Annotated in this window: 19 protein-coding genes; 8 read left to right on the top strand and 11 right to left on the bottom strand. The window is 61.2% G+C overall.

The window, feature by feature from the left end; all coding sequences use genetic code 11:
- Positions 1-8: 8 nt before the first annotated feature.
- The 3 genes from HU752_RS26945 to HU752_RS26935 form a co-directional block, all read right to left on the bottom strand.
- Positions 9-764, bottom strand: coding sequence for a DeoR/GlpR family transcriptional regulator (locus HU752_RS26945; RefSeq protein WP_054057471.1), 756 nt, complete (start codon positions 762-764; stop codon positions 9-11).
- Positions 765-1,039: 275 nt separating this feature from the next.
- Positions 1,040-2,545 (bottom strand): glycerol kinase GlpK, encoded by a 1,506-nt coding sequence (gene glpK / locus HU752_RS26940; RefSeq protein WP_186688140.1) that lies wholly within the window; start codon positions 2,543-2,545, stop codon positions 1,040-1,042.
- A gap of 94 nt (positions 2,546-2,639) precedes the next feature.
- Positions 2,640-3,488: an MIP/aquaporin family protein gene (locus HU752_RS26935; RefSeq protein ID WP_186688137.1), complete on the bottom strand. Its 849-nt coding sequence runs from the start codon at positions 3,486-3,488 to the stop codon at positions 2,640-2,642.
- A 371-nt stretch (positions 3,489-3,859) separates the two neighbouring features.
- Between HU752_RS26935 and ybaK the strand changes: the two genes are divergently transcribed.
- Both ybaK and HU752_RS26925 read left to right on the top strand, forming a co-directional pair.
- Positions 3,860-4,330, top strand: coding sequence for a Cys-tRNA(Pro) deacylase (gene ybaK, locus HU752_RS26930; protein ID WP_186688136.1), 471 nt, complete (start codon positions 3,860-3,862; stop codon positions 4,328-4,330).
- Positions 4,331-4,424: 94 nt separating this feature from the next.
- Complete coding sequence (locus tag HU752_RS26925; protein ID WP_186688131.1) at positions 4,425-5,207, top strand: PhzF family phenazine biosynthesis protein; 783 nt, start codon at positions 4,425-4,427, stop codon at positions 5,205-5,207.
- A 13-nt stretch (positions 5,208-5,220) separates the two neighbouring features.
- Here the strand turns inward: HU752_RS26925 and HU752_RS26920 are convergent, their stop codons facing one another.
- Together HU752_RS26920 and argF are read right to left on the bottom strand one after the other, a co-directional pair.
- The gene (locus HU752_RS26920; RefSeq protein ID WP_186688127.1) at positions 5,221-6,264 is read right to left on the bottom strand and encodes an ABC transporter ATP-binding protein; all 1,044 of its coding nucleotides are present in this window, start codon (positions 6,262-6,264) and stop codon (positions 5,221-5,223) included.
- Positions 6,261-7,181: an ornithine carbamoyltransferase gene (gene argF, locus HU752_RS26915; RefSeq protein WP_186688124.1), complete on the bottom strand. Its 921-nt coding sequence runs from the start codon at positions 7,179-7,181 to the stop codon at positions 6,261-6,263. Before argF ends, HU752_RS26920 begins: the two co-directional genes overlap by 4 nt.
- Before the next feature lie 429 nt (positions 7,182-7,610).
- Here argF and plzR point away from each other — a divergent pair, with 429 nt between their 5' ends.
- From plzR to grxD, 3 genes are all read left to right on the top strand, one after another.
- The gene (plzR, locus tag HU752_RS26910) at positions 7,611-7,901 is read left to right on the top strand and encodes a PlzR type 4 pili assembly inhibitor (RefSeq protein ID WP_186688112.1); all 291 of its coding nucleotides are present in this window, start codon (positions 7,611-7,613) and stop codon (positions 7,899-7,901) included.
- A 136-nt stretch (positions 7,902-8,037) separates the two neighbouring features.
- Entirely contained in the window at positions 8,038-10,143 is a 2,106-nt protein-coding gene (locus HU752_RS26905; RefSeq protein WP_186688109.1) for a molybdopterin oxidoreductase family protein, read from the top strand.
- 212 nt (positions 10,144-10,355) lie between these two features.
- Entirely contained in the window at positions 10,356-10,694 is a 339-nt protein-coding gene (gene grxD / locus HU752_RS26900) for a Grx4 family monothiol glutaredoxin (RefSeq protein WP_017902756.1), read from the top strand.
- A 202-nt stretch (positions 10,695-10,896) separates the two neighbouring features.
- Here grxD and bfr read toward each other — a convergent pair whose 3' ends face one another.
- Together bfr and HU752_RS26890 are read right to left on the bottom strand one after the other, a co-directional pair.
- Positions 10,897-11,370, bottom strand: coding sequence for a bacterioferritin (gene bfr / locus HU752_RS26895; RefSeq protein WP_017902757.1), 474 nt, complete (start codon positions 11,368-11,370; stop codon positions 10,897-10,899).
- A gap of 201 nt (positions 11,371-11,571) precedes the next feature.
- Positions 11,572-11,790, bottom strand: a complete 219-nt coding sequence (locus tag HU752_RS26890) for a bacterioferritin-associated ferredoxin (protein ID WP_186688106.1) — start codon at positions 11,788-11,790, stop codon at positions 11,572-11,574.
- A 291-nt stretch (positions 11,791-12,081) separates the two neighbouring features.
- On the opposite strand from HU752_RS26890, the gene HU752_RS26885 reads away from it, so the two are divergent.
- Positions 12,082-12,684 (top strand): peroxiredoxin, encoded by a 603-nt coding sequence (locus HU752_RS26885; protein WP_017902759.1) that lies wholly within the window; start codon positions 12,082-12,084, stop codon positions 12,682-12,684.
- A gap of 71 nt (positions 12,685-12,755) precedes the next feature.
- On the opposite strand, the gene rnt is transcribed toward HU752_RS26885, so the two are convergent.
- The gene (rnt, locus tag HU752_RS26880) at positions 12,756-13,433 is read right to left on the bottom strand and encodes a ribonuclease T (protein WP_186688103.1); all 678 of its coding nucleotides are present in this window, start codon (positions 13,431-13,433) and stop codon (positions 12,756-12,758) included.
- Positions 13,430-14,476 (bottom strand): dihydroorotase, encoded by a 1,047-nt coding sequence (pyrC, locus tag HU752_RS26875; protein WP_186688100.1) that lies wholly within the window; start codon positions 14,474-14,476, stop codon positions 13,430-13,432. The genes rnt and pyrC overlap by 4 nt, the downstream gene beginning before the upstream one ends.
- Positions 14,477-14,632: 156 nt before the next feature.
- Between pyrC and HU752_RS26870 the strand changes: the two genes are divergently transcribed.
- The gene (locus tag HU752_RS26870; protein ID WP_017902762.1) at positions 14,633-15,598 is read left to right on the top strand and encodes a flagellar protein MotY; all 966 of its coding nucleotides are present in this window, start codon (positions 14,633-14,635) and stop codon (positions 15,596-15,598) included.
- 130 nt (positions 15,599-15,728) lie between these two features.
- Positions 15,729-16,946 carry an argininosuccinate synthase gene (locus tag HU752_RS26865; protein ID WP_054061663.1) on the top strand — a complete coding sequence of 406 codons (1,218 nt, stop codon included), beginning with the start codon at positions 15,729-15,731 and terminating at the stop codon, positions 16,944-16,946.
- A 151-nt stretch (positions 16,947-17,097) separates the two neighbouring features.
- Here HU752_RS26865 and HU752_RS26860 read toward each other — a convergent pair whose 3' ends face one another.
- Both HU752_RS26860 and HU752_RS26855 read right to left on the bottom strand, forming a co-directional pair.
- Positions 17,098-17,637 (bottom strand): hypothetical protein, encoded by a 540-nt coding sequence (locus HU752_RS26860; protein WP_186688097.1) that lies wholly within the window; start codon positions 17,635-17,637, stop codon positions 17,098-17,100.
- Positions 17,638-17,708: 71 nt separating this feature from the next.
- The gene (locus HU752_RS26855) at positions 17,709-17,978 is read right to left on the bottom strand and encodes a hypothetical protein (protein ID WP_186688094.1); all 270 of its coding nucleotides are present in this window, start codon (positions 17,976-17,978) and stop codon (positions 17,709-17,711) included.
- Positions 17,979-18,248 lie beyond the last annotated feature (270 nt).

The raw sequence follows: 18,248 nt of genomic DNA, 5'->3' as shown, positions 1-18,248 counted from the left end.
GAGTCGGGTCAGACCACGTCCAGGCGGATCTTGTGCTGGTTGAGCAACTGCGCCAGGGCCGGCACCGGTGCCTGGTCGGTCACCAGGCAGTCGATCAGGGTGATCGGTCCCAGGCGTACCATGGCGTTGCGTCCGAACTTGCTCGAGTCGGCGGCCAGGATGACCTGGCGGGCATTGGCGATGATCGCCTGGGATACCCGGACTTCCTGGTAGTCGAAATCCAGCAGGCTGCCATCCTCGTCGATGCCGCTGATGCCCACCAGGGCGAAGTCGACCTTGAATTGATTGATGAAGTCGACGCTGGCCTGGCCCACCACGCCGCCGTCGCGGCGGACGTTGCCGCCGGCCAGTTGCACCTCGAAGTCGTCCTTGGCGCTGAGGATCGAGGCCACGTGCAGGTTGTTGGTGATGATCTTCAGGTGATTGTGATTGAGCAGTGCGCGTGCGATCGATTCGGTGGTGGTGCCGATATTGATGAACAGCGAGGCGTGATCAGGGATCTGCCGGGCGATGGATTCGGCGATCCGCTGTTTTTCGTCGCGCATCTGGTCGGCGCGCATGGCGTAGGCGGTGTTTTCCACGCTGGAGTCGTAGGCGGCTCCGCCGTGGTAGCGACGCAACAGGTTGGAGTCCGCCAACTGGTTGATGTCGCGGCGGATGGTTTGCGGGGTCACGACGAACAGCTGGGCCATTTCCTCGATGCTGACGTAGCCGCGTTCGCGGACCAGTTCGAGGATTTGCTGCTGGCGGGGAGGCAGATTCATTGGGCGTCCTTTGGGCTGCCGTACAAATTCCTCCATGATGCCGCAGGAAGAACCGGTCTGCCACTTGCAGGGCCGCTGAAACGATTCTCGGGTCGTAAACCGGACGGATGCCGGTCGTTTGGCGTGGGCTCTATTGTTCGGGGGCGTCTGATAAGCGGTTCGCGGGCAAGCCTCGCTCCTACAGGATTGTGTTGTACGTTCGTGTTGCGTACGACGCCGTACCTGTAGGAGCGTGGCTTGCCCGCGAAAAGGCCTTCAAGCCCCGCTCATGTGTCTCAGTTGCTGCCTTCGTGCGGTTCCCAGTCACGGGTGCGGCTCACGGCCTTTTTCCAGCCACCGTAGAGTTTTTCCTTCTCGGCTTCGGCCAGTTGCGGTTCGAACTCGCGCTCGATGACCGCCTTGCCGCGCAGCTCTTCCAGGCTGCCCCAGAAACCACAGGCCAGGCCGGCCAGGTAGGCGGCGCCGAGGGCGGTGGTCTCACGCATTTGCGGGCGCTCGACCTGGGTGCCCAGGATGTCGGCCTGGAACTGCATCAGGAAGTTGTTGGCCACGGCGCCACCGTCCACGCGCAGGGCCTTGAGGCGTTCGCCGGAGTCCTGCTGCATGGCGTCGAGCACGTCGCGGGTCTGGTAGGCGATCGATTCCAGCGCGGCACGGATGATGTGGTCCACCTTTACGCCACGGGTCAGGCCGAACAGTGCGCCACGGGCATAGGGGTCCCAGTACGGTGCGCCCAGGCCGGTGAAGGCCGGCACCAGGTAGACGCCGTTGCTGTCCTTGACCTTGTTGGCGAAGTATTCGGTGTCGTAGGCATCGTTGACGATTTTCAGCTCGTCACGCAGCCACTGCACGGTGGAACCACCGTTGAACACCGCGCCTTCCAGGGCATAGGCCACTTCGCCGCGCGGGCCGCAGGCGATGGTGGTGAGCATGCCGTGGTTGGACTTCACCGCATTGGTGCCGGTGTTCATCAGCAGGAAGCAGCCGGTGCCGTAGGTGTTCTTGGCCTGGCCCGGTTCCACGCACATCTGGCCGAACAGGGCGGCCTGCTGGTCGCCGGCGATGCCGCCGATGGCGATGCCGCTCTTGGTGCGACCGTAGATTTCCGAGGACGACTTCACTTCCGGGAGCATTTCCCGGGGAATGTCCAGGATTTCCAGCATCTTCGAATCCCACTGCAGGGTGTGGATGTTGAAGAGCAGGGTGCGCGAGGCGTTGGTGTAGTCGGTGACGTGGGTCTTGCCGCCGGTGAATTTCCAGATCAGCCAGCTGTCGACGGTGCCGAACAGCAGCTCGCCGTTGCGCGCGCGTTCGCGGCTGCCTTCGACGTTGTCGAGAATCCACTTCAGCTTGGTGCCGGAGAAGTAGGGGTCGGTGACCAGGCCGGTGGTTTCACGGATGTACTCTTCATGCCCGTCGCGCTTGAGCTGCTGGCAGATCTCGGTGCTGCGACGGCATTGCCAGACGATCGCGTTGTAGATCGGCCGGCCGGTGGTCTTGTCCCAGACCACGGTGGTTTCGCGCTGGTTGGTGATACCGATCGCCGCGACCTGGTCATGGTGCAGGCCGGCTTGTGCCAGGGCCTCGACCATCACCGCGCTCTGGGTGGCGAAGATTTCCATTGGGTCGTGCTCGACCCAGCCGGCTTGTGGGTAGTGTTGCTGGAATTCGCGCTGGGCGGTGCAGACCACGTTGGCGTCGCGGTCGAAGATGATTGCCCGGGAGCTGGTCGTACCCTGATCGAGGGCAATGATGTAGTTCTTATTCTGAATGTCGGTCATTTTCGATTGCCTTGAACTGGTATAGGGAAAAATGTTTCGGCGGGGGCCCGTCCAGGGAAAACGGGACTCGCCGGGTCTGGCATGGTGCGGTCAATCAGGAAGCGCGGACCTTTTTGGCAGCGGTCGCGGGCTCTTCCTCTACGGCGGTGGTACTGGGCAGATGGCGGGCGATCATCCCGCGATACAGTGCAGCGCCGAGGCTGGCGCCAAGAATCGGTGCGAAGATCGGGATCAGGAAATACGGAATGTCGCGCCCGCCAGTGAAGGCTATTTCACCCCAGCCCGCAACGAAGGTCATCAGCTTGGGCCCGAAATCCCGTGCCGGGTTCATCGCGAAGCCGGTCAGAGGGCCCATGGCACTGCCGATCACGGCGATCAGCAGACCGATCAGCAGAGGGGCCAGCGGGCCGTTGGGCAGGCCGTTGTTGTCGTCGGTCAGAGACATGATCACACCCATCAGGATGGCCGTGATCACCACTTCGACCAGGAAGGCCTGGGCGGTGGTCAGTGCGGCATTCGGGTAGGTGGAGAACACCGATGCCAGTTCCAGGCTGGCTTGCGAACCACGGACCATGTGATGCGCCTGTTCGAAATCGAAGAACAGGTTGCTGTAAAGCGTGTAAACCAACGCGGCGGCGCAGAAGGCACCGGCGACCTGGGCGAGGATGTAGAACGGCAGTTTGCGTTTTTCGAAGTCGGCGAACAGGCACAGCGCAATGCTGACGGCGGGGTTGAGGTGCGCACCGGAAACACCGGCGGTCAGGTAGATCGCCATGCTCACGCCGACCCCCCAGATGATGCTGATCTCCCACAGGCCAAAACTGGCACCCGCGACCTTGAGCGCGGCAACGCAGCCCGTACCGAAGAAAATCAGCAGCGCAGTGCCGAGAAATTCGGCGATGCATTGTCCCGATAGCGATGGTTGTTTCAAAGCGGTAGTCATTGGATACCTCGATTTTTGTTGTTGTGTCGCGCCAGGCCCGCTGGCCGGCGTGGTCTTGCATCGGCTTTCGGGGATCCCCATCCCTGATGCCGACTTACCGCTGGGTACTGCTGGATTAGGACTATGATCTTCAGATTCGAAAAAATATAGACAAGAAACACTGCTGTCAAAGGTCGAAAGTGAACGATTATCCACAATGTGACTATTGATTGAGTGAATGAAGTGTTTTGGTTTGTAGGAATACGGCTAGCGCGGTGTCGCTCGTAGACGTTTTTGAACCTTGAGCTAGACGGTTTCGTGCCGCTGATAGAGCCTTTTATCCGGGGATGACCTAAAATCCGCGCTTATCAACCCGTCTGCCAGGAATAACCATGACGCCTGCCTTGGACTTGCTGAAAAAAGTTCGTGCCGAACACCACGTGCACAGTTACGAACATGATCCGAAAGCCGCTTCCTATGGCCTGGAGGCCGCGGAGAAGCTGGCGCTCGCGCCGGCCCAGGTGTTCAAGACGTTGCTGGCGAGCAGTGAAAAGGCCGAATTGCTGGTGGCGGTGGTACCGGTCGTCGGAAGTCTGGATCTGAAGGCTCTTGCCCACGCCGCCGGGGTGAAGAAGGTCGAGATGGCCGACCCGGCTGCCGCCCAGCGGGCGACCGGCTACCTGCTGGGTGGCATCAGCCCGCTGGGGCAGAAGAAGCGCCTGCGCACCTTCATCGACCAGAGCGCGCAAGGGTTCGCGACGATCTTCGTCAGTGCCGGGCGCCGTGGCCTGGAAGTGGAGCTGGCACCGGCGGTGCTGGCGGAACACACCCAGGCGAAGTTCGCCGACATCGGCCGCGCCTGACGGGTCTGTATGGCGTAAATTCAGCGGTTCTGTCACTGGGCGGCAAACTGGGGAACGAGCACACTGGCGCTCTTGGACAAGGAGAGAGGACGTCATGCAGCTTGAATTTCACCAGGTCGATGCCTTCAGCGAACGGCCCTTCAGTGGCAACCCGGCGATGGTCTATCGGCTCGACGCCTGGCTGGCCGATGAGTTGATGCAGAAAATCGCCGCGGAGCACAATCTGGCGGAGACCGCTTTCCTGGTGCGCGAGGGCGCTGCCTGGCATATCCGCTGGTTCACCCCGACCACTGAAGTGCCCCTTTGCGGCCATGCGACCTTGGCCAGTGCCTTCGTGCTGTTCGAGGTCTACGGTGAACAGCAGGAGACGCTCGAGTTCGTCTGCAAGTCCGGTGCGCTGAGTGTCAGTCGCGAGGCTGATCGGTTGTGGCTGGATTTCCCGGTGCGGGTGCCGAGTGGAGTTGGCGTCACCCTCGAGGTCGAGCGGGCGCTGGGTACACCGGTGGTCGATGTGCTGGGCGCCAACGAGCTGTTCGTGGTGCTGGCCTCCGAGCAGGCGGTGCGTGACTGCACGCCCGATTGGGCGGCGGTGGCCAGGCTACCCTGGCCGGGAGTGATCGTCACCGCGCCGGGTGAACGGCATGATTTTGTCTCGCGTTATTTTGCCCCGGCCATCGGGATCAACGAAGATCCGGTCACCGGTTCGACCCATTGTGCGCTGATTCCCTACTGGGCCCGGCGCCTGGGCAAGACCGGCTTGACGGCCTACCAGTGTTCGCCGCGTGGCGGTGAGTTGTTCTGTCGACTGGAGGGCGATCGGGTGAAGATCGGCGGCCACGCCACCCTGGTAGCCAGCGGACGGCTGGCTCTGGGGTGAGCCGGCAGGTGCTCTAAGCCTGGAACAGCACCAGGTGTTCGGCAGCCACGCTAATCCCGACTTCCTCGCCCGGCCGGTGGTCGGCATGGCTGGGGAAGACCGATTCCAGCTGGCTGCCACTTGGCAGTTGCAGGCGGTAGAGGGTCGAGGAACCGAGGAAAGTCTTGCTGGTGACGCGTGCCTTCAGTGGGCTGTCCGGTGCCGGCACGATATCGTCCGGGCGCAGCAGCACGTCGACCGCACCGCCTGTCGGCCAGGCATAGGCGCGGTTGCCACGCAACACGCCCAGCTCGGTCTGCACCGAGTCGGGTGTCTGCAGCTGCCCACGAATGAAATAGCCCTGCCCGATAAAGCTGGCGACAAATGGGGTCGCCGGCTCGTGGTAGAGATTATAGGGCGTATCCCACTGCTCCAGGCGACCTTCCTTGAAGACCCCGACATGATCGCTGACCGCGAAGGCTTCTTCCTGGTCATGGGTGACCAGGATCGCGCTGGTGCCACGCAGCTTGAGAATGTCGCGGACCTCGTGGCTGAGCTTGCGCCGCAATTCGCCATCGAGGTTGGAGAAGGGCTCGTCGAGCAGCAGCAACTGCGGCTCCGGCGCCAGGGCCCTGGCCAGTGCCACGCGTTGCTGCTGGCCGCCGGAGAGTTCGTGGGGATAACGCTGGCCGAGGCCCTTGAGGTTCACCAGCTCCAGCAACTCGTCGGTGATCCGTTCCAGTTGCGGGTGCTTGCGAATGCCGAAGGCGATGTTCTGCGCGACGTTCAGGTGCGGAAACAGCGCGTAGTCCTGGAATACCATGCCGATCCGGCGTTTCTCCGGGGCCAGGGTGAAACCGGCCCTTGAGATGACTTCGCCGGCGAGTTGGATCTCGCCAGCATGGACCGGCTCGAAACCGGCGATGGCACGTAGCGTGGTGGTCTTGCCACAACCCGAAGGACCCAGCAGGCAGCCGATGTCGCCGGCATTGAGGTGCAGGTTGAGGTGCTGCACGACCCGTTGGTCCTGGTAACCACAAGCCAGGTCGTGCAGGTTCAGCAGCAGCGAATGGCTCATGCCGGGCGGTACGCTGGCTTGACCAGGAACTCCAGCAGGGCCTTTTGCGCATGCAGGCGGTTTTCGGCCTGGTCCCAGGCGACCGAACGCGAGTCGTCGAGCAGGTCGAGGCTGATTTCCTCGCCGCGGTGGGCAGGCAGGCAATGCATGAACAGTACGTCCGGGGCGGCCAGGTCGAGCAGTTCACGGGTGACCTGCAGTGGCGCGAACAGCTCCAGGCGCTTGGCGGTTTCCTCTTCCTGGCCCATGGAGGTCCAGACGTCGGTACTGACCAGGTGTGCGCCGCGCACCGCTTCGCGTGGGTCGCGAACCAGGCGGACCCGTTCGCCTGCCTGGGCCAGCAGCGCCGGGCTTGGGTCGTAGCCTTCGGGGCAGCTGATGCGCAGTTGGAAGTCGAACTGGATGGCCGCCTCGATGTAGCTGTTGCACATGTTGTTGCCATCGCCGATCCAGGTCACGGTCTTGCCCTGGATCGAGCCGCGGTGTTCGAGGAACGTCTGCATGTCGGCGAGCAACTGGCAGGGGTGCAGTTCATCGGACAGGCCGTTGATTACCGGCACGCGTGACTTGGCGGCGAACTCGGTCAGGGTGCTGTGCTTGAACGTGCGCAGCATGACCACGTCGAGCATGCTCGAGAGCACGATGGCGCTGTCGCCGATGGGCTCGCCACGGCCCAGCTGGGTGTCGCGTGGCGACAGGAAGATCGCCTGGCCGCCCAGCTGGATCATGCCGGCCTCGAACGAGACACGGGTACGCGTCGAGGATTTCTCGAAGACCATGCCGAGGACCCGGCCCTTGAGCGGTTCGAACAAGACGCTTCGATCACGCAGGTCCTTCAGCTCGATGCCTCGACGAATCAGCCCAGCCAGTTCAGCGGGCGTGCAATCCATCAGGGAGAGAAAGTTCCTAGCGCTCATCATTGACTACCTTTTTGCAACAGACCGCAGATGCTCAAAACCGGGTTTTTCGGAAAAACGGGTGAGACCTGCGGCGTAAGCCGCACGGGGCGACGAAATAGGGGGAGACGCGATCGTATAAGAAAATGTCGCGTGATACCAATAGGAGGCTTCGTTTTGGAGTGTCGAGGCGCGGGCGCGGGGGTGATTTCCGCGCTTTTTGCTACAGTTTTCCAAGCCAGTACCGATAATCGCAATATGCCATTTTTACACGGGTGTCACTGCCCTTGGCAATTGGCAGGGCGGGAGTAGGCGGGTCCGGGTCGTTTTTTGAACGGCTGGTCGGATCGTTGGCGGGCATGCTCTGGCTAGCCGGCAAAGCTGGAAACATTTCCTAAACTAAATTGCTGGGTTATAAATGTGTCATTGCAGACACACAGAGGCTTTGGAATGGAATCGAAAGAGCAACAGCTCATGGAATTGCTAAAGCTGACTGCACAGGCGCTGACGCACATGACCGCCTCTGTGACCGCCATGTCCTTCGAGTTGCTGCGCAGTGACGACGAGGTGACGCGGGCGTCGGGGCGGCGGATGATCGATCGCATGGCCACCATCAGTTCCGGTCTCGACGAGCACTGGCGCCTGATCGGTGAGCTGACCGGCGTGCAGGTGGCCCACGAGCAGGTCCAGACCGTCCAGGAAATCCAGATGCAGTCCACCCCCAGGCTGCCCCTTTCCTGACCTTCGCGGCCGCCATCGGCTCGCCTGATACCCCCCGATTCACAAGACGAACGTCGCTGGCGGGCCTGTCCGCCACGGGCCATAGTTCTGTTCCCGCAACCTGTCCGGGTTGCCCAGAACAAGACAGAGACTGGCCATGACCAAGACTCTTCACCACCGTGCCTGCCATCTGTGCGAGGCCATTTGTGGCCTGACCATCGAAACCACCACCACTGAAGACCAGGTACTGATCACCTCGATCAAGGGGGATGTCCAGGACACGTTCAGTCGCGGGCATATCTGCCCCAAGGCCGTCGCCCTGCAGGACATCCAGTACGACCCCGATCGCCTGCGCCAGCCCATGCTGCGGGTCGGCGAACAATGGCAGCCGATTGGCTGGGAGGAGGCCTTCACCCTGGTGGCCGAGCGCCTGGCGGCCATCCAGCAGCGACACGGGGCGAATGCCGTGGCGACCTACCAGGGCAACCCCAGTGTGCATAACTATGGGTTGATGACCCACAGCAACTATTTCCTCGGGCTGCTGAAGACTCGCAACCGCTTCTCCGCGACGTCGGTCGACCAGTTGCCACAGCATCTGAGCAGCTACCTGATGTACGGCCACGGGTTGCTGTTGCCGATTCCCGATATCGATCACACCGACTTCATGCTGATCCTGGGCGGCAACCCCCTGGCCTCCAATGGCAGCATCATGACCGTGCCCGACGTGGAGAAACGCCTGAAGGCGATCCAGGCGCGTGGCGGCAAGCTGGTGGTGGTCGACCCAAGGCGCAGCGAAACCGCGGCGATGGCCGACCAGCACCTGTTCGTGCGCCCGGGCGGCGATGCGGCCTTGCTGTTCGGCCTGCTCAACACACTGTTCGAGGAGGGCCTGACCCGGGACAGTCATCTGCCGGTGGACGGGCTGGATGCGGTTCGGGCGGCCGTGGCGCCGTTCACCGCGCAGGCCATGAGCCCGTTGTGCGCCATTCCGGCCGAGCAGATCCGTCAGCTGGCGCGGGATTTCGCGGCGGCGGACAAGGCGGTCTGCTACGGGCGGATGGGCGTGTCCACCCAGGCGTTCGGCACCCTCTGTCACTGGTTGGTGCAATTGCTCAACCTGGTGACCGGTAATCTGGACCGCGTGGGTGGTGCGTTGTGCACCGAGCCGGCGCTGGACCTGGTGGCGTCCACCGGCGGCGGGCACTTCAACCGGTGGCAGAGCCGGGTTTCCGGCTTGCCGGAATACGGGGGGGAGTTGCCGGTCGCCGCGTTGGCCGAGGAAATGCTCAGTCCCGGCGAGGGGCAGGTGCGGGCCCTGGTGACGGTGGCCGGCAACCCGGTGCTGTCGACGCCCAATGGCCGGCAACTGGAGCAGGCGCTCGCCGGGTTGGAGTTCATGGTCAGCATCGACCTGTATATCAACGAAACCACCCGTTATGCCGACCTGATCCTGCCATCGACCTCGGCGCTGGAGAACGATCACTACGACACCACCTTCAACATGTTCGCCGTGCGCAATGTCACGCGTTTCAATCGGGCCATCCTGTCCAAGCCCGAGGGCGCCCTGCACGACTGGGAGATTTTCGTCGGTCTGGCCAAGGCCTTTGCCACCCATACCGGCAAGGAACTGAAACCGACGATGCCGCCAGCGCAGATGATCGACCTGGGGCTGCGCCTGGGTCGTTACGGCGATACCTCGGAGCACAAGCTGTCGGTGCAGCGGCTCGGCGAACATCCCCACGGCGTCGACCTCGGCGCGCTCGGGCCCAATCTCGGCCAGCGCCTGAAGACGCCTGGCCAGCGTATCCAGGCCGCGCCACCAGAGATTCTGGCCGACCTTGAGCGCTTCGCCGCGCAACCATTGCCGCAGGCGGATGAGCTGTTGATGATCGGGCGCCGGCATGTGCGCAGCAACAACTCCTGGATGCACAACTATCATCGCCTGGTGAAGGGCAAGCCGCGCCACCAGTTGTTGATGCACCCGGACGACCTGGCCAGCCGCGGGCTTGGTGACGGGCAACGGGTACGGGTCAGTTCGCGGGTCGGTGCGATCGAGGTCGAGGTCGTCGCCAGTCTCGAGATGATGCCGGGCGTGGTGAGCCTGCCCCATGGCTGGGGGCATGCGCGGCCGGGCGTGCAGATGGTGATCGCCAGTGGCCAGCCGGGCTCCAGTGCCAATGACCTGACCGATGAGCGGCAGGTGGATCGGGTATCGGGTAACGCGGCGTTGAATGGCGTGCCGGTGCGGGTGGTCGCGGCTTGAGGGCTGTGCTGTCTGGCCGCTGCGCGGTTCGCGGATAAATCCGGCTCCCACGGTGCTCCAGGCGCCGTGGGAGCCGGATTTATCCGCGAACCGCCGCAGGCGGCCAGGCCCATGCGATTATCATCGGGGAGACCGAGCAGCGAGCTCGGCTTTCCGATACAATGCCTCACCGTGCCGACAACCGAGTCGGAAAGTTTTAGCCGAGGTGTTCCATGGATATCATCGAAACGATTAAAGAGCAGATTGCCAACAACACCATTCTGCTTTACATGAAAGGCTCGCCGAATGCCCCTCAGTGTGGCTTCTCCGCGAAAGCCGCGCAGGCGGTCATGGGTTGTGGCGAGAAGTTCGCCTACGTGGACATCCTGCAGAACCCCGAGATTCGCGCCAACCTGCCCAAGTACGCCAACTGGCCGACTTTCCCGCAGCTGTGGGTTGCCGGTGAGCTGGTCGGCGGCAGCGACATCATGGCCGAGATGTTCGCCAACGGCGAACTGCAGACCCTGATCAAGGACGCTGCGCAAAAAGCCGCGGCCAAGACCGAAGCCTGATCGACTGTTTGTGACGCCGGGCTAGCTGCTTCGTGAGCCAGCCCTGCTGCTGCAGGCGTGCACCGAGCACCAGAAGGGTGAACGACACACCCTTGTTGTAGCCGGGCTTGTCCGCGAAAGCGCCCGCCCTGACGACACAACGTGCGGGCCAAAAAAAGCCCCGCCTCTCGACAAGAGGGCGGGGCTTTTTGTTGAGCGTCGTTTATTCGTCGCCCATCTGCGATTGCAGGTAGTTTTCAATGCCGATCTTGTCGATCAGGCCCAACTGGGTTTCCAGCCAGTCGATATGCTCTTCTTCGGATTCGAGGATATCCTCGAGCAGCTCGCGGCTGCCGAAGTCACCGACTTTCTCACAGTGAGCAATCGCTTCCTTCAGGTCGGCGTGGCCTGTTTTCTCGATCTTCAGGTCGCACTCGAGCATTTCCTTGGTGTTCTCGCCGATGTGCAGCTTGCCCAGGTCCTGCACGTTGGGGATGCCTTCGAGGAACAGGATGCGCTTGATCAGCTTGTCCGCGTGTTTCATCTCGTCGATGGACTCGTGGTACTCGTGCTTGCCCAGCTTGTTCAGGCCCCAGTCCTCATACATCCGCGCATGCAGGAAGTATTGGTTGATTGCGATCAGCTCATTGGCAAGGATCTTGTTGAGTTGCTGGATGACTGATTTGTCGCCTTTCATGATGGGGTCCTGCCCTGTAATAGCTGTCTATAGGGCGGAGTTTGATCCCGACAACTTCGAGTGTCAAACCTAAGTTATTGAATAATATATGAAAATTAATCGGAATAAGAATGTTTTTATTCCGCGTTTTGCCGCTAAGCAATTGAATTACAGGCATAAAAAAACCGGACACTAAGTCCGGTTCTTTAAAAATCGCACGTTTTATGCGGCAGAAAATTCTACGGCATAGGGCAGGCCAGCCTGGCTGCTTTGCAGTTCGGTCAGCGTTTCACGGACCACCTGCTTGGCCAGGCAGGCACATTTGCCACACTGGCTGGCAACGCCGGTCGCCTGGCGTACTTCGCGATAGCTGCAGCAGCCTTCGAAGATCGCTTCGCGAATTTGTCCGTCGGTGACGCCGTTGCAGAGACAAACGTACATAGGGTGGGAACCGTCGCTGGTTAGAACTCGATTGCCGTTGATCTTAATGTTAACGAGAATGATTGTCAAAGTGGTTTAGTCGGGCTTTCCAGCGATTCGGATACCGGCTGACGAATGGCAGGAGGGCCGACTGGCGGCGCCTTTGCAAAAACCGTTTAGGAGCGTCAAAAAACGCGGTGTATGATGGTCGGTTCCAAGGACACGGGGTCGGCGCGTCATAGGCTTGTCGCTTAAAGGGGGCATCCTTGCACCGACCTCGTTCTGAACGTGACTATCACCAGGAGATATCCAATGAGCGTACTCGTAGGCAAACCAGCCCCCGACTTCACCGTGCCAGCCGTACTGGGCAATGGCGAAATCGTCGACAGCTTCACCCTGTCCTCGGCCATCAAGGGCAAATACGGCCTGGTGTTCTTCTACCCACTGGACTTCACCTTCGTCTGCCCGTCCGAGCTGATCGCCCTGGATCACCGCATGGACGACTTCAAGGCGCGTAACGTCGAAGTGGTTGCCGTGTCGATCGACTCGCACTTTACCCACAACGCCTGGCGCAACACCGCCATCAACGATGGCGGCATCGGCAAGGTCAAGTACACCATGGCTGCCGACATGAAGCACGAAATCGCCAAGGCCTACGACGTCGAGTCCGAAGGTGGCGTGGCTTTCCGTGGCGCTTTCCTGATCGACGACAAGGGCGTTGTCCGTTCGCAGATCATCAACGACCTGCCACTGGGCCGTAACATGGAAGAGCTGATCCGTCTGGTCGACGCGCTGCAGTTCCACGAAGAGCACGGCGAAGTCTGCCCTGCCAACTGGAAAAAAGGCGACAAGGGCATGAACGCTTCGCCAGAAGGCGTTGCAGCCTACCTGACCGAGAACGCCGGCAAGCTGTAAGCCGTCGTTTCACGGACAAAAAAACCGGCCTCAGGCCGGTTTTTTCATGGGCGCGATTTAGGCGAGCAGGATCAGTCGTTGAAGTCTTCCCAGCCGCCCATTTCCTTCCAGCGGTTGACGATGCCACAGAACAGCTCGGCGGTCTTTTCGGTGTCATAGCGCGCCGAGTGGGCTTCGCGACCATCGAAGTCGATACCGGCGGCCTGGCAGGCCTTGGCCAGGACGGTCTGGCCGTAGGCGAGGCCGGCCAGGCTGGCGGTGTCGAAGCTGGAGAACGGATGGAACGGGTTGCGCTTCATGTCCAGGCGCGCCACGGCCGCGTTGAGGAAGCCGAGGTCGAAGCTGCTGTTGTGCCCGACCAGGATCGCCCGCTTGCAGCCGTTGGCCTTGAGCGCCTTGCGGATGCCGCGGAAGATGTCGGTCAGCGCGGTTTCCTCGCTGACGGCCATGCGCAGCGGGTGGTCGAGCTTGATCCCGGTGAACTCCAGGGCGGCGGCCTCGATGTTGGCGCCTTCGAACGGCTCGACCCGGAAGAAGTAGGTGTGCTCGGGGAACACGAAGCCATCTTCGTCCATGCCGATGGTGGTCGCGGCGATTTCCAGCAGGGCGTCGGTAGCGGCGTTGAAACCGCCGGTCTCTACGTCGACGACGACCGGCAGATAGCCGCGAAAGCGCGCGGCCATCGGGTGGCGAGGGCCGCCCGAGGTACCGTTGCCTTCCAGTTCGTCGTCGAAATGATCATCACTCACAGGGTTTCCTCCAGCAGGCGCCAGCGCAGTTTCTCACCGGCGCGCAGCGGGATTACGGACAGTTCGCCAAACGGCAGGCTGGCGGGGGCGGTCCACTCTTCGCGAACCAGGGTGATGCGCTCGCTGTTCGGTGCCAGGCCGTAGAAGCGCGGGCCATGCAGGCTGGCGAAGCCTTCGAGCTTGTCCAGGGCATTGCGCTGCTCGAATGCCTCGGCATACAGCTCGATGGCCGCATAGGCGGTGTAGCAGCCGGCGCAGCCGCAGGCCGCTTCCTTGGCGTGCTGGGCGTGGGGCGCCGAGTCGGTCCCGAGGAAGAACTTCTCGCTGCCGCTGGTGGCGGCGTCGAGCAGGGCCGACTGGTGCGTGTTGCGCTTGAGGATCGGCAGGCAGTAGAAATGCGGCCGGATGCCACCCACCAACATGTGGTTGCGGTTGTACAGCAGGTGATGAGCGGTGATGGTCGCGCCGACGTTGGTCGAGGCCTCGTTGACGAACTGGACCGCATCGGCCGTGGTGATGTGCTCGAACACGACCTTCAGTGTCGGGAAGCGCTCGACCACACGACGCATGTGTTCGTCGATGAACTGCTTCTCGCGGTCGAACACGTCGACTTCGCTGCGGGTCACTTCACCGTGCACCAGCAGTGGCATGCCGACTTCGGCCATGGTTTCCAGGACGGCAAAGATTTTGTCGACGCTGGTCACGCCGGAGTCCGAGTTGGTAGTCGCGCCGGCCGGATACAGCTTGGCCGCGTAGACGAAACCACTGGCCTTGGCCGCGCGGATTTCCTCGGGTTGGGTACGGTCGGTGAGGTAGAGCACCATCAGCGGTTCGAAACGGCTGCCGGCCGGCCGCGCCGCGAGAATGCGCTGGCGATAGGCGTCGGCTTCGGCGGCGTTGCGTACTGGAGGCACCAGGTTTGGCATGATGATGGCGCGACCAAAGGTGCGCGCAACATCCGCAACAGTGTGGGGTAACGCAGCACCATCGCGAAGATGGATATGCCAGTCGTCGGGACGCAGCAGGGTCAGGCGGTCGGACATTGGGGATTCCAGGCGGGTCGAACTCAGGGGAATGCTACCGGAAAAGACTCTCTCAGGCACTCGCTATCAAGTTTTGCCGGATGCAACCGATATCCCGAAAGCATGGTGTAGAAGTCGTACGCCAGTCTCACAGCCGTAGAACCATTGGAGCCTCCCGTGCGCCAGCGTTATTTAGCCCTGCTCAGTATGTTTGCCAGCCTGCCGGCCATGGCGTTGACTTTCCAGACTCGTCTGGAGAGCATCGAGTGGAAGGTGGAAGGGGACAAATTCGAGTGTCGGCTGACTCAGCCGATCACCGACTTCGGTGCCGGCGAGTTCGTGCGGCGTGCGGGCGAGCAGGCGATTTTCCGGCTCAAGTCGAACAATCACGTGCTCGGCGGTGGTTCGGCAACTCTGTTGGCCGCTGCGGCACCCTGGCAGCCCGGGCGTGGTGACATCAACCTGGGCACGGTCAAAATCAACAATGGCGACGTGCTGTTCAACAGTTCCCAGGGCCAGGCCGGTGGCCTGTTCCACGGTCTGCTCGAGGGGCGTAGCCCGCTGATACGTCACTATTCGCGCGAAGGCGGCGTTTCCGAAGTGCGCCTGCTGCCGGTGAAATTCAACCAGGCCTACAGCGACTTCCAGAGCTGCACCGCCAAGCTGCTGCCGAAGAATTTCGAACAGATCAAGCAGGCCGAGATCGGTTTTCCGGATGGTGGCATCGAGCTCAACGCGCAGGCCAAGGTCCAGTTGCAGGGAATGCTGGACTTCATGAAGGCGGACCCGACCGTCAACCACATCGAACTCGACGGGCATTCCGACAACAGCGGCAACCGCCTGACCAACCGCGACCTGTCGCGCCGGCGCGCGCTGGCGGTCATGGATTTCTTCAAGGCCGCCGGTATTCCGGAATCGCAGATCGTCATGCGCTTCCATGGCGAGCGCTATCCGCTGGTACCCAATACCAATCCGGCCAACCGGGCGAAGAACCGCCGGGTCAACATCCATCTCGAGCGCGCCCCGGAGGCGCCTCCCGCACCGGCTCCCGCTGCAACGGCTCCCTCTGCACCGGCTCCCCAGAAGCCTGCCGAGAAGCCGGCGCCGACCGCAGCGGCTGGCAGCGCGGCGAGGACATCCTGAAACGGCTGTTCTCGTCGCCCTCCCGACATTATCTGTCGCTTTGACGTCCTTCGCTGTCGCGCCTCTGTAAATCCACGTGGTTGGCCGGTAGAATCGGCCCTTTCCGTACAACCCCCCGTGGAGTGATGGCATGGCCGACGTAAAAAAGGTCGTTCTCGCGTATTCCGGCGGCCTGGACACCTCGGTGATCCTCAAGTGGCTGCAAGATACTTATAACTGTGAAGTAGTGACCTTCACTGCTGACCTGGGTCAGGGCGAAGAGGTCGAGCCGGCCCGCGCCAAGGCACAGGCCATGGGCGTCAAGGAGATCTACATCGACGACCTGCGCGAAGAATTCGTTCGCGACTTCGTGTTCCCGATGTTCCGTGCCAACACCGTCTACGAAGGCGAGTACTTGCTGGGTACTTCCATCGCGCGTCCGCTGATCGCCAAGCGCCTGATCGAAATCGCCAACGAAACCGGCGCCGATGCCATTTCCCACGGCGCCACCGGCAAGGGCAACGACCAGGTTCGTTTCGAACTGGGCGCCTATGCACTCAAGCCAGGCGTGAAAGTGATCGCACCATGGCGCGAATGGGACCTGCTGTCCCGTGAGAAGCTGATGGATTACGCCGAGAAGCACGCGATTCCGATCGAGCGTCACGGTAAGAAGAAGTCCCCGTACTCGATGGATGCCAACCTGCTGCACATCTCCTATGAAGGCGGCGTGCTGGAAGACACCTGGACCGAGCACGAAGAAGACATGTGGCGCTGGACCGTCTCCCCGGAGAACGCTCCCGACAAGCCGCAGTACCTGGAACTGACCTACCGCAACGGCGACATCGTCGCGCTGGACGGCGTCGAGATGACTCCGGCTACCGTGCTGGCGACCCTGAACCGTATCGGTGGCGCGCACGGTATCGGCCGCCTGGACATCGTCGAGAACCGCTACGTGGGCATGAAGTCCCGCGGCTGCTACGAAACCCCAGGCGGTACCATCATGCTGCGCGCGCACCGGGCGATCGAGTCGATCACCCTGGACCGCGAAGTCGCTCACCTCAAGGATGAGCTGATGGCCAAGTACGCCAGCCTGATCTACACCGGCTACTGGTGGAGCCCTGAGCGCCTGATGCTGCAACAGATGATCGACGCTTCGCAGGTGCACGTGAATGGTGTGGTACGCCTGAAGCTGTACAAGGGCAACGTGATCGTGACCGGGCGCAAGTCCGACGAGTCGCTGTTCGATGCCAACATCGCGACGTTCGAGGAAGATGGCGGCGCCTACAACCAGGCCGATGCTGCCGGCTTCATCAAGCTCAACGCCCTGCGCATGCGCATTGCGGCGAACAAGGGTCGCAAGCTGTTCTGATCCTGTGCTTGCGTGAAAAGGACCCGGCCCTCAGGCCGGGTTTTTTTTTCAGCCGTGAACGGGACGGCGTCCCGTTGGGCAGGTTCTCGTTTTGGGCGACTGGCACCTGGGCGGTAGAGCTGTCCTGGCTGAGGCCTGGAGGCTTGCGTGCTCAATCCATGCGTCCCTCTCGTCGGTGTCGCAGTTCGAATCGGTAGGTCCTCGCCAGCTCCCATACCTGGCGCACGCTCAACTCCAGCGTCTGTGCAATTTCCGGGGCCGTGTAGCCCAATGCCGCGTAGTGCATGGCGTGCCCGGCGATCACGTCGTCATCCCGGGTGTCGGCCGATACCGGCTGTAGAGGGCGGTATTTCCTGGCAGGGCATAGCGGGCGTCGATGAGTGATCTTCAGCCCTTGTTCCCGGGCCATCCGTTTTATCTCATCCTTGTTCATCTTCAGTGAATACTGCAGGGCGTAGATTCCAGCTCCCTTGGTTATCAGGTCTTTCAGTAGTTCAACTTTTTGTGTGTAGTCCTCCATTGTCTCAGTTGTTTTTTCTGTAACTTCCGATTTTTTGCAGTTGTTTCGGCTTGGCTCCTTCTGGCTGCTGGTCTCAATGATTCCGCCCCGCTTGACGAATTCGTTGATGGCCAGTTCCAGGGTGTGAGGTTTACAGTGGTTATTCTCTTTGTTTATCTTTTGGCGTTTCATGGTATATAGCCTGTAATGGGGTTTCATGTGCAAGGAGGCCAGGCTGAAATGCTTCCTGTCTGGAAATGACGCTAGCGGGAGTGTTTTTTGTCTGCAAGGGGAAAGCCTGCTGCATGCTTTTCATATTTATCTGGGGTTTGGTGATTTTGTTGTTCTGGTAAGTGTTCTTTGTGTTGCGTAGTACGTTTCTTGAAGTTTTGGTGGTTTAATTTTGTTGATTGATTTTTATGGCCTGGTTGCCTTGGGTGATCGCCTTGAACCCGGGTAGGTAAGCTTTTTTTTGCCGATCTGGTGTAATGAAATGATAAGGGCGCACGTAGTGACCTTTCGGCGTGGAGCATGGCCCCACCTGTCATGCCCCTGGCGTGGGCGCTGCGTACAGGGTTGGCGCGGTTGTTGGGTTATTTCTTGTTGCATAAAGCCGCTAGACATTCACTGCCTGGCATCTCTAAGGTTGGTGTGTGATGAGCAAGGTGTCGTGAACGGATGTCTGTTTAACTTGTTTATCTACACCTTCTACTGCTGCATGAGGCATCTTTCATGTAGCAGGGCGGAGGGTAATGACGCTGAAAAGTCCGGGCTGTTGTCAGTTGTCATCATCACCGATTTCC

Source organism: Pseudomonas vanderleydeniana, assembly GCF_014268755.2.
In the GTDB taxonomy this organism is placed as follows: domain Bacteria; phylum Pseudomonadota; class Gammaproteobacteria; order Pseudomonadales; family Pseudomonadaceae; genus Aquipseudomonas; species Aquipseudomonas vanderleydeniana.
This window is presented reverse-complemented; position numbering and strand designations above follow the sequence as displayed.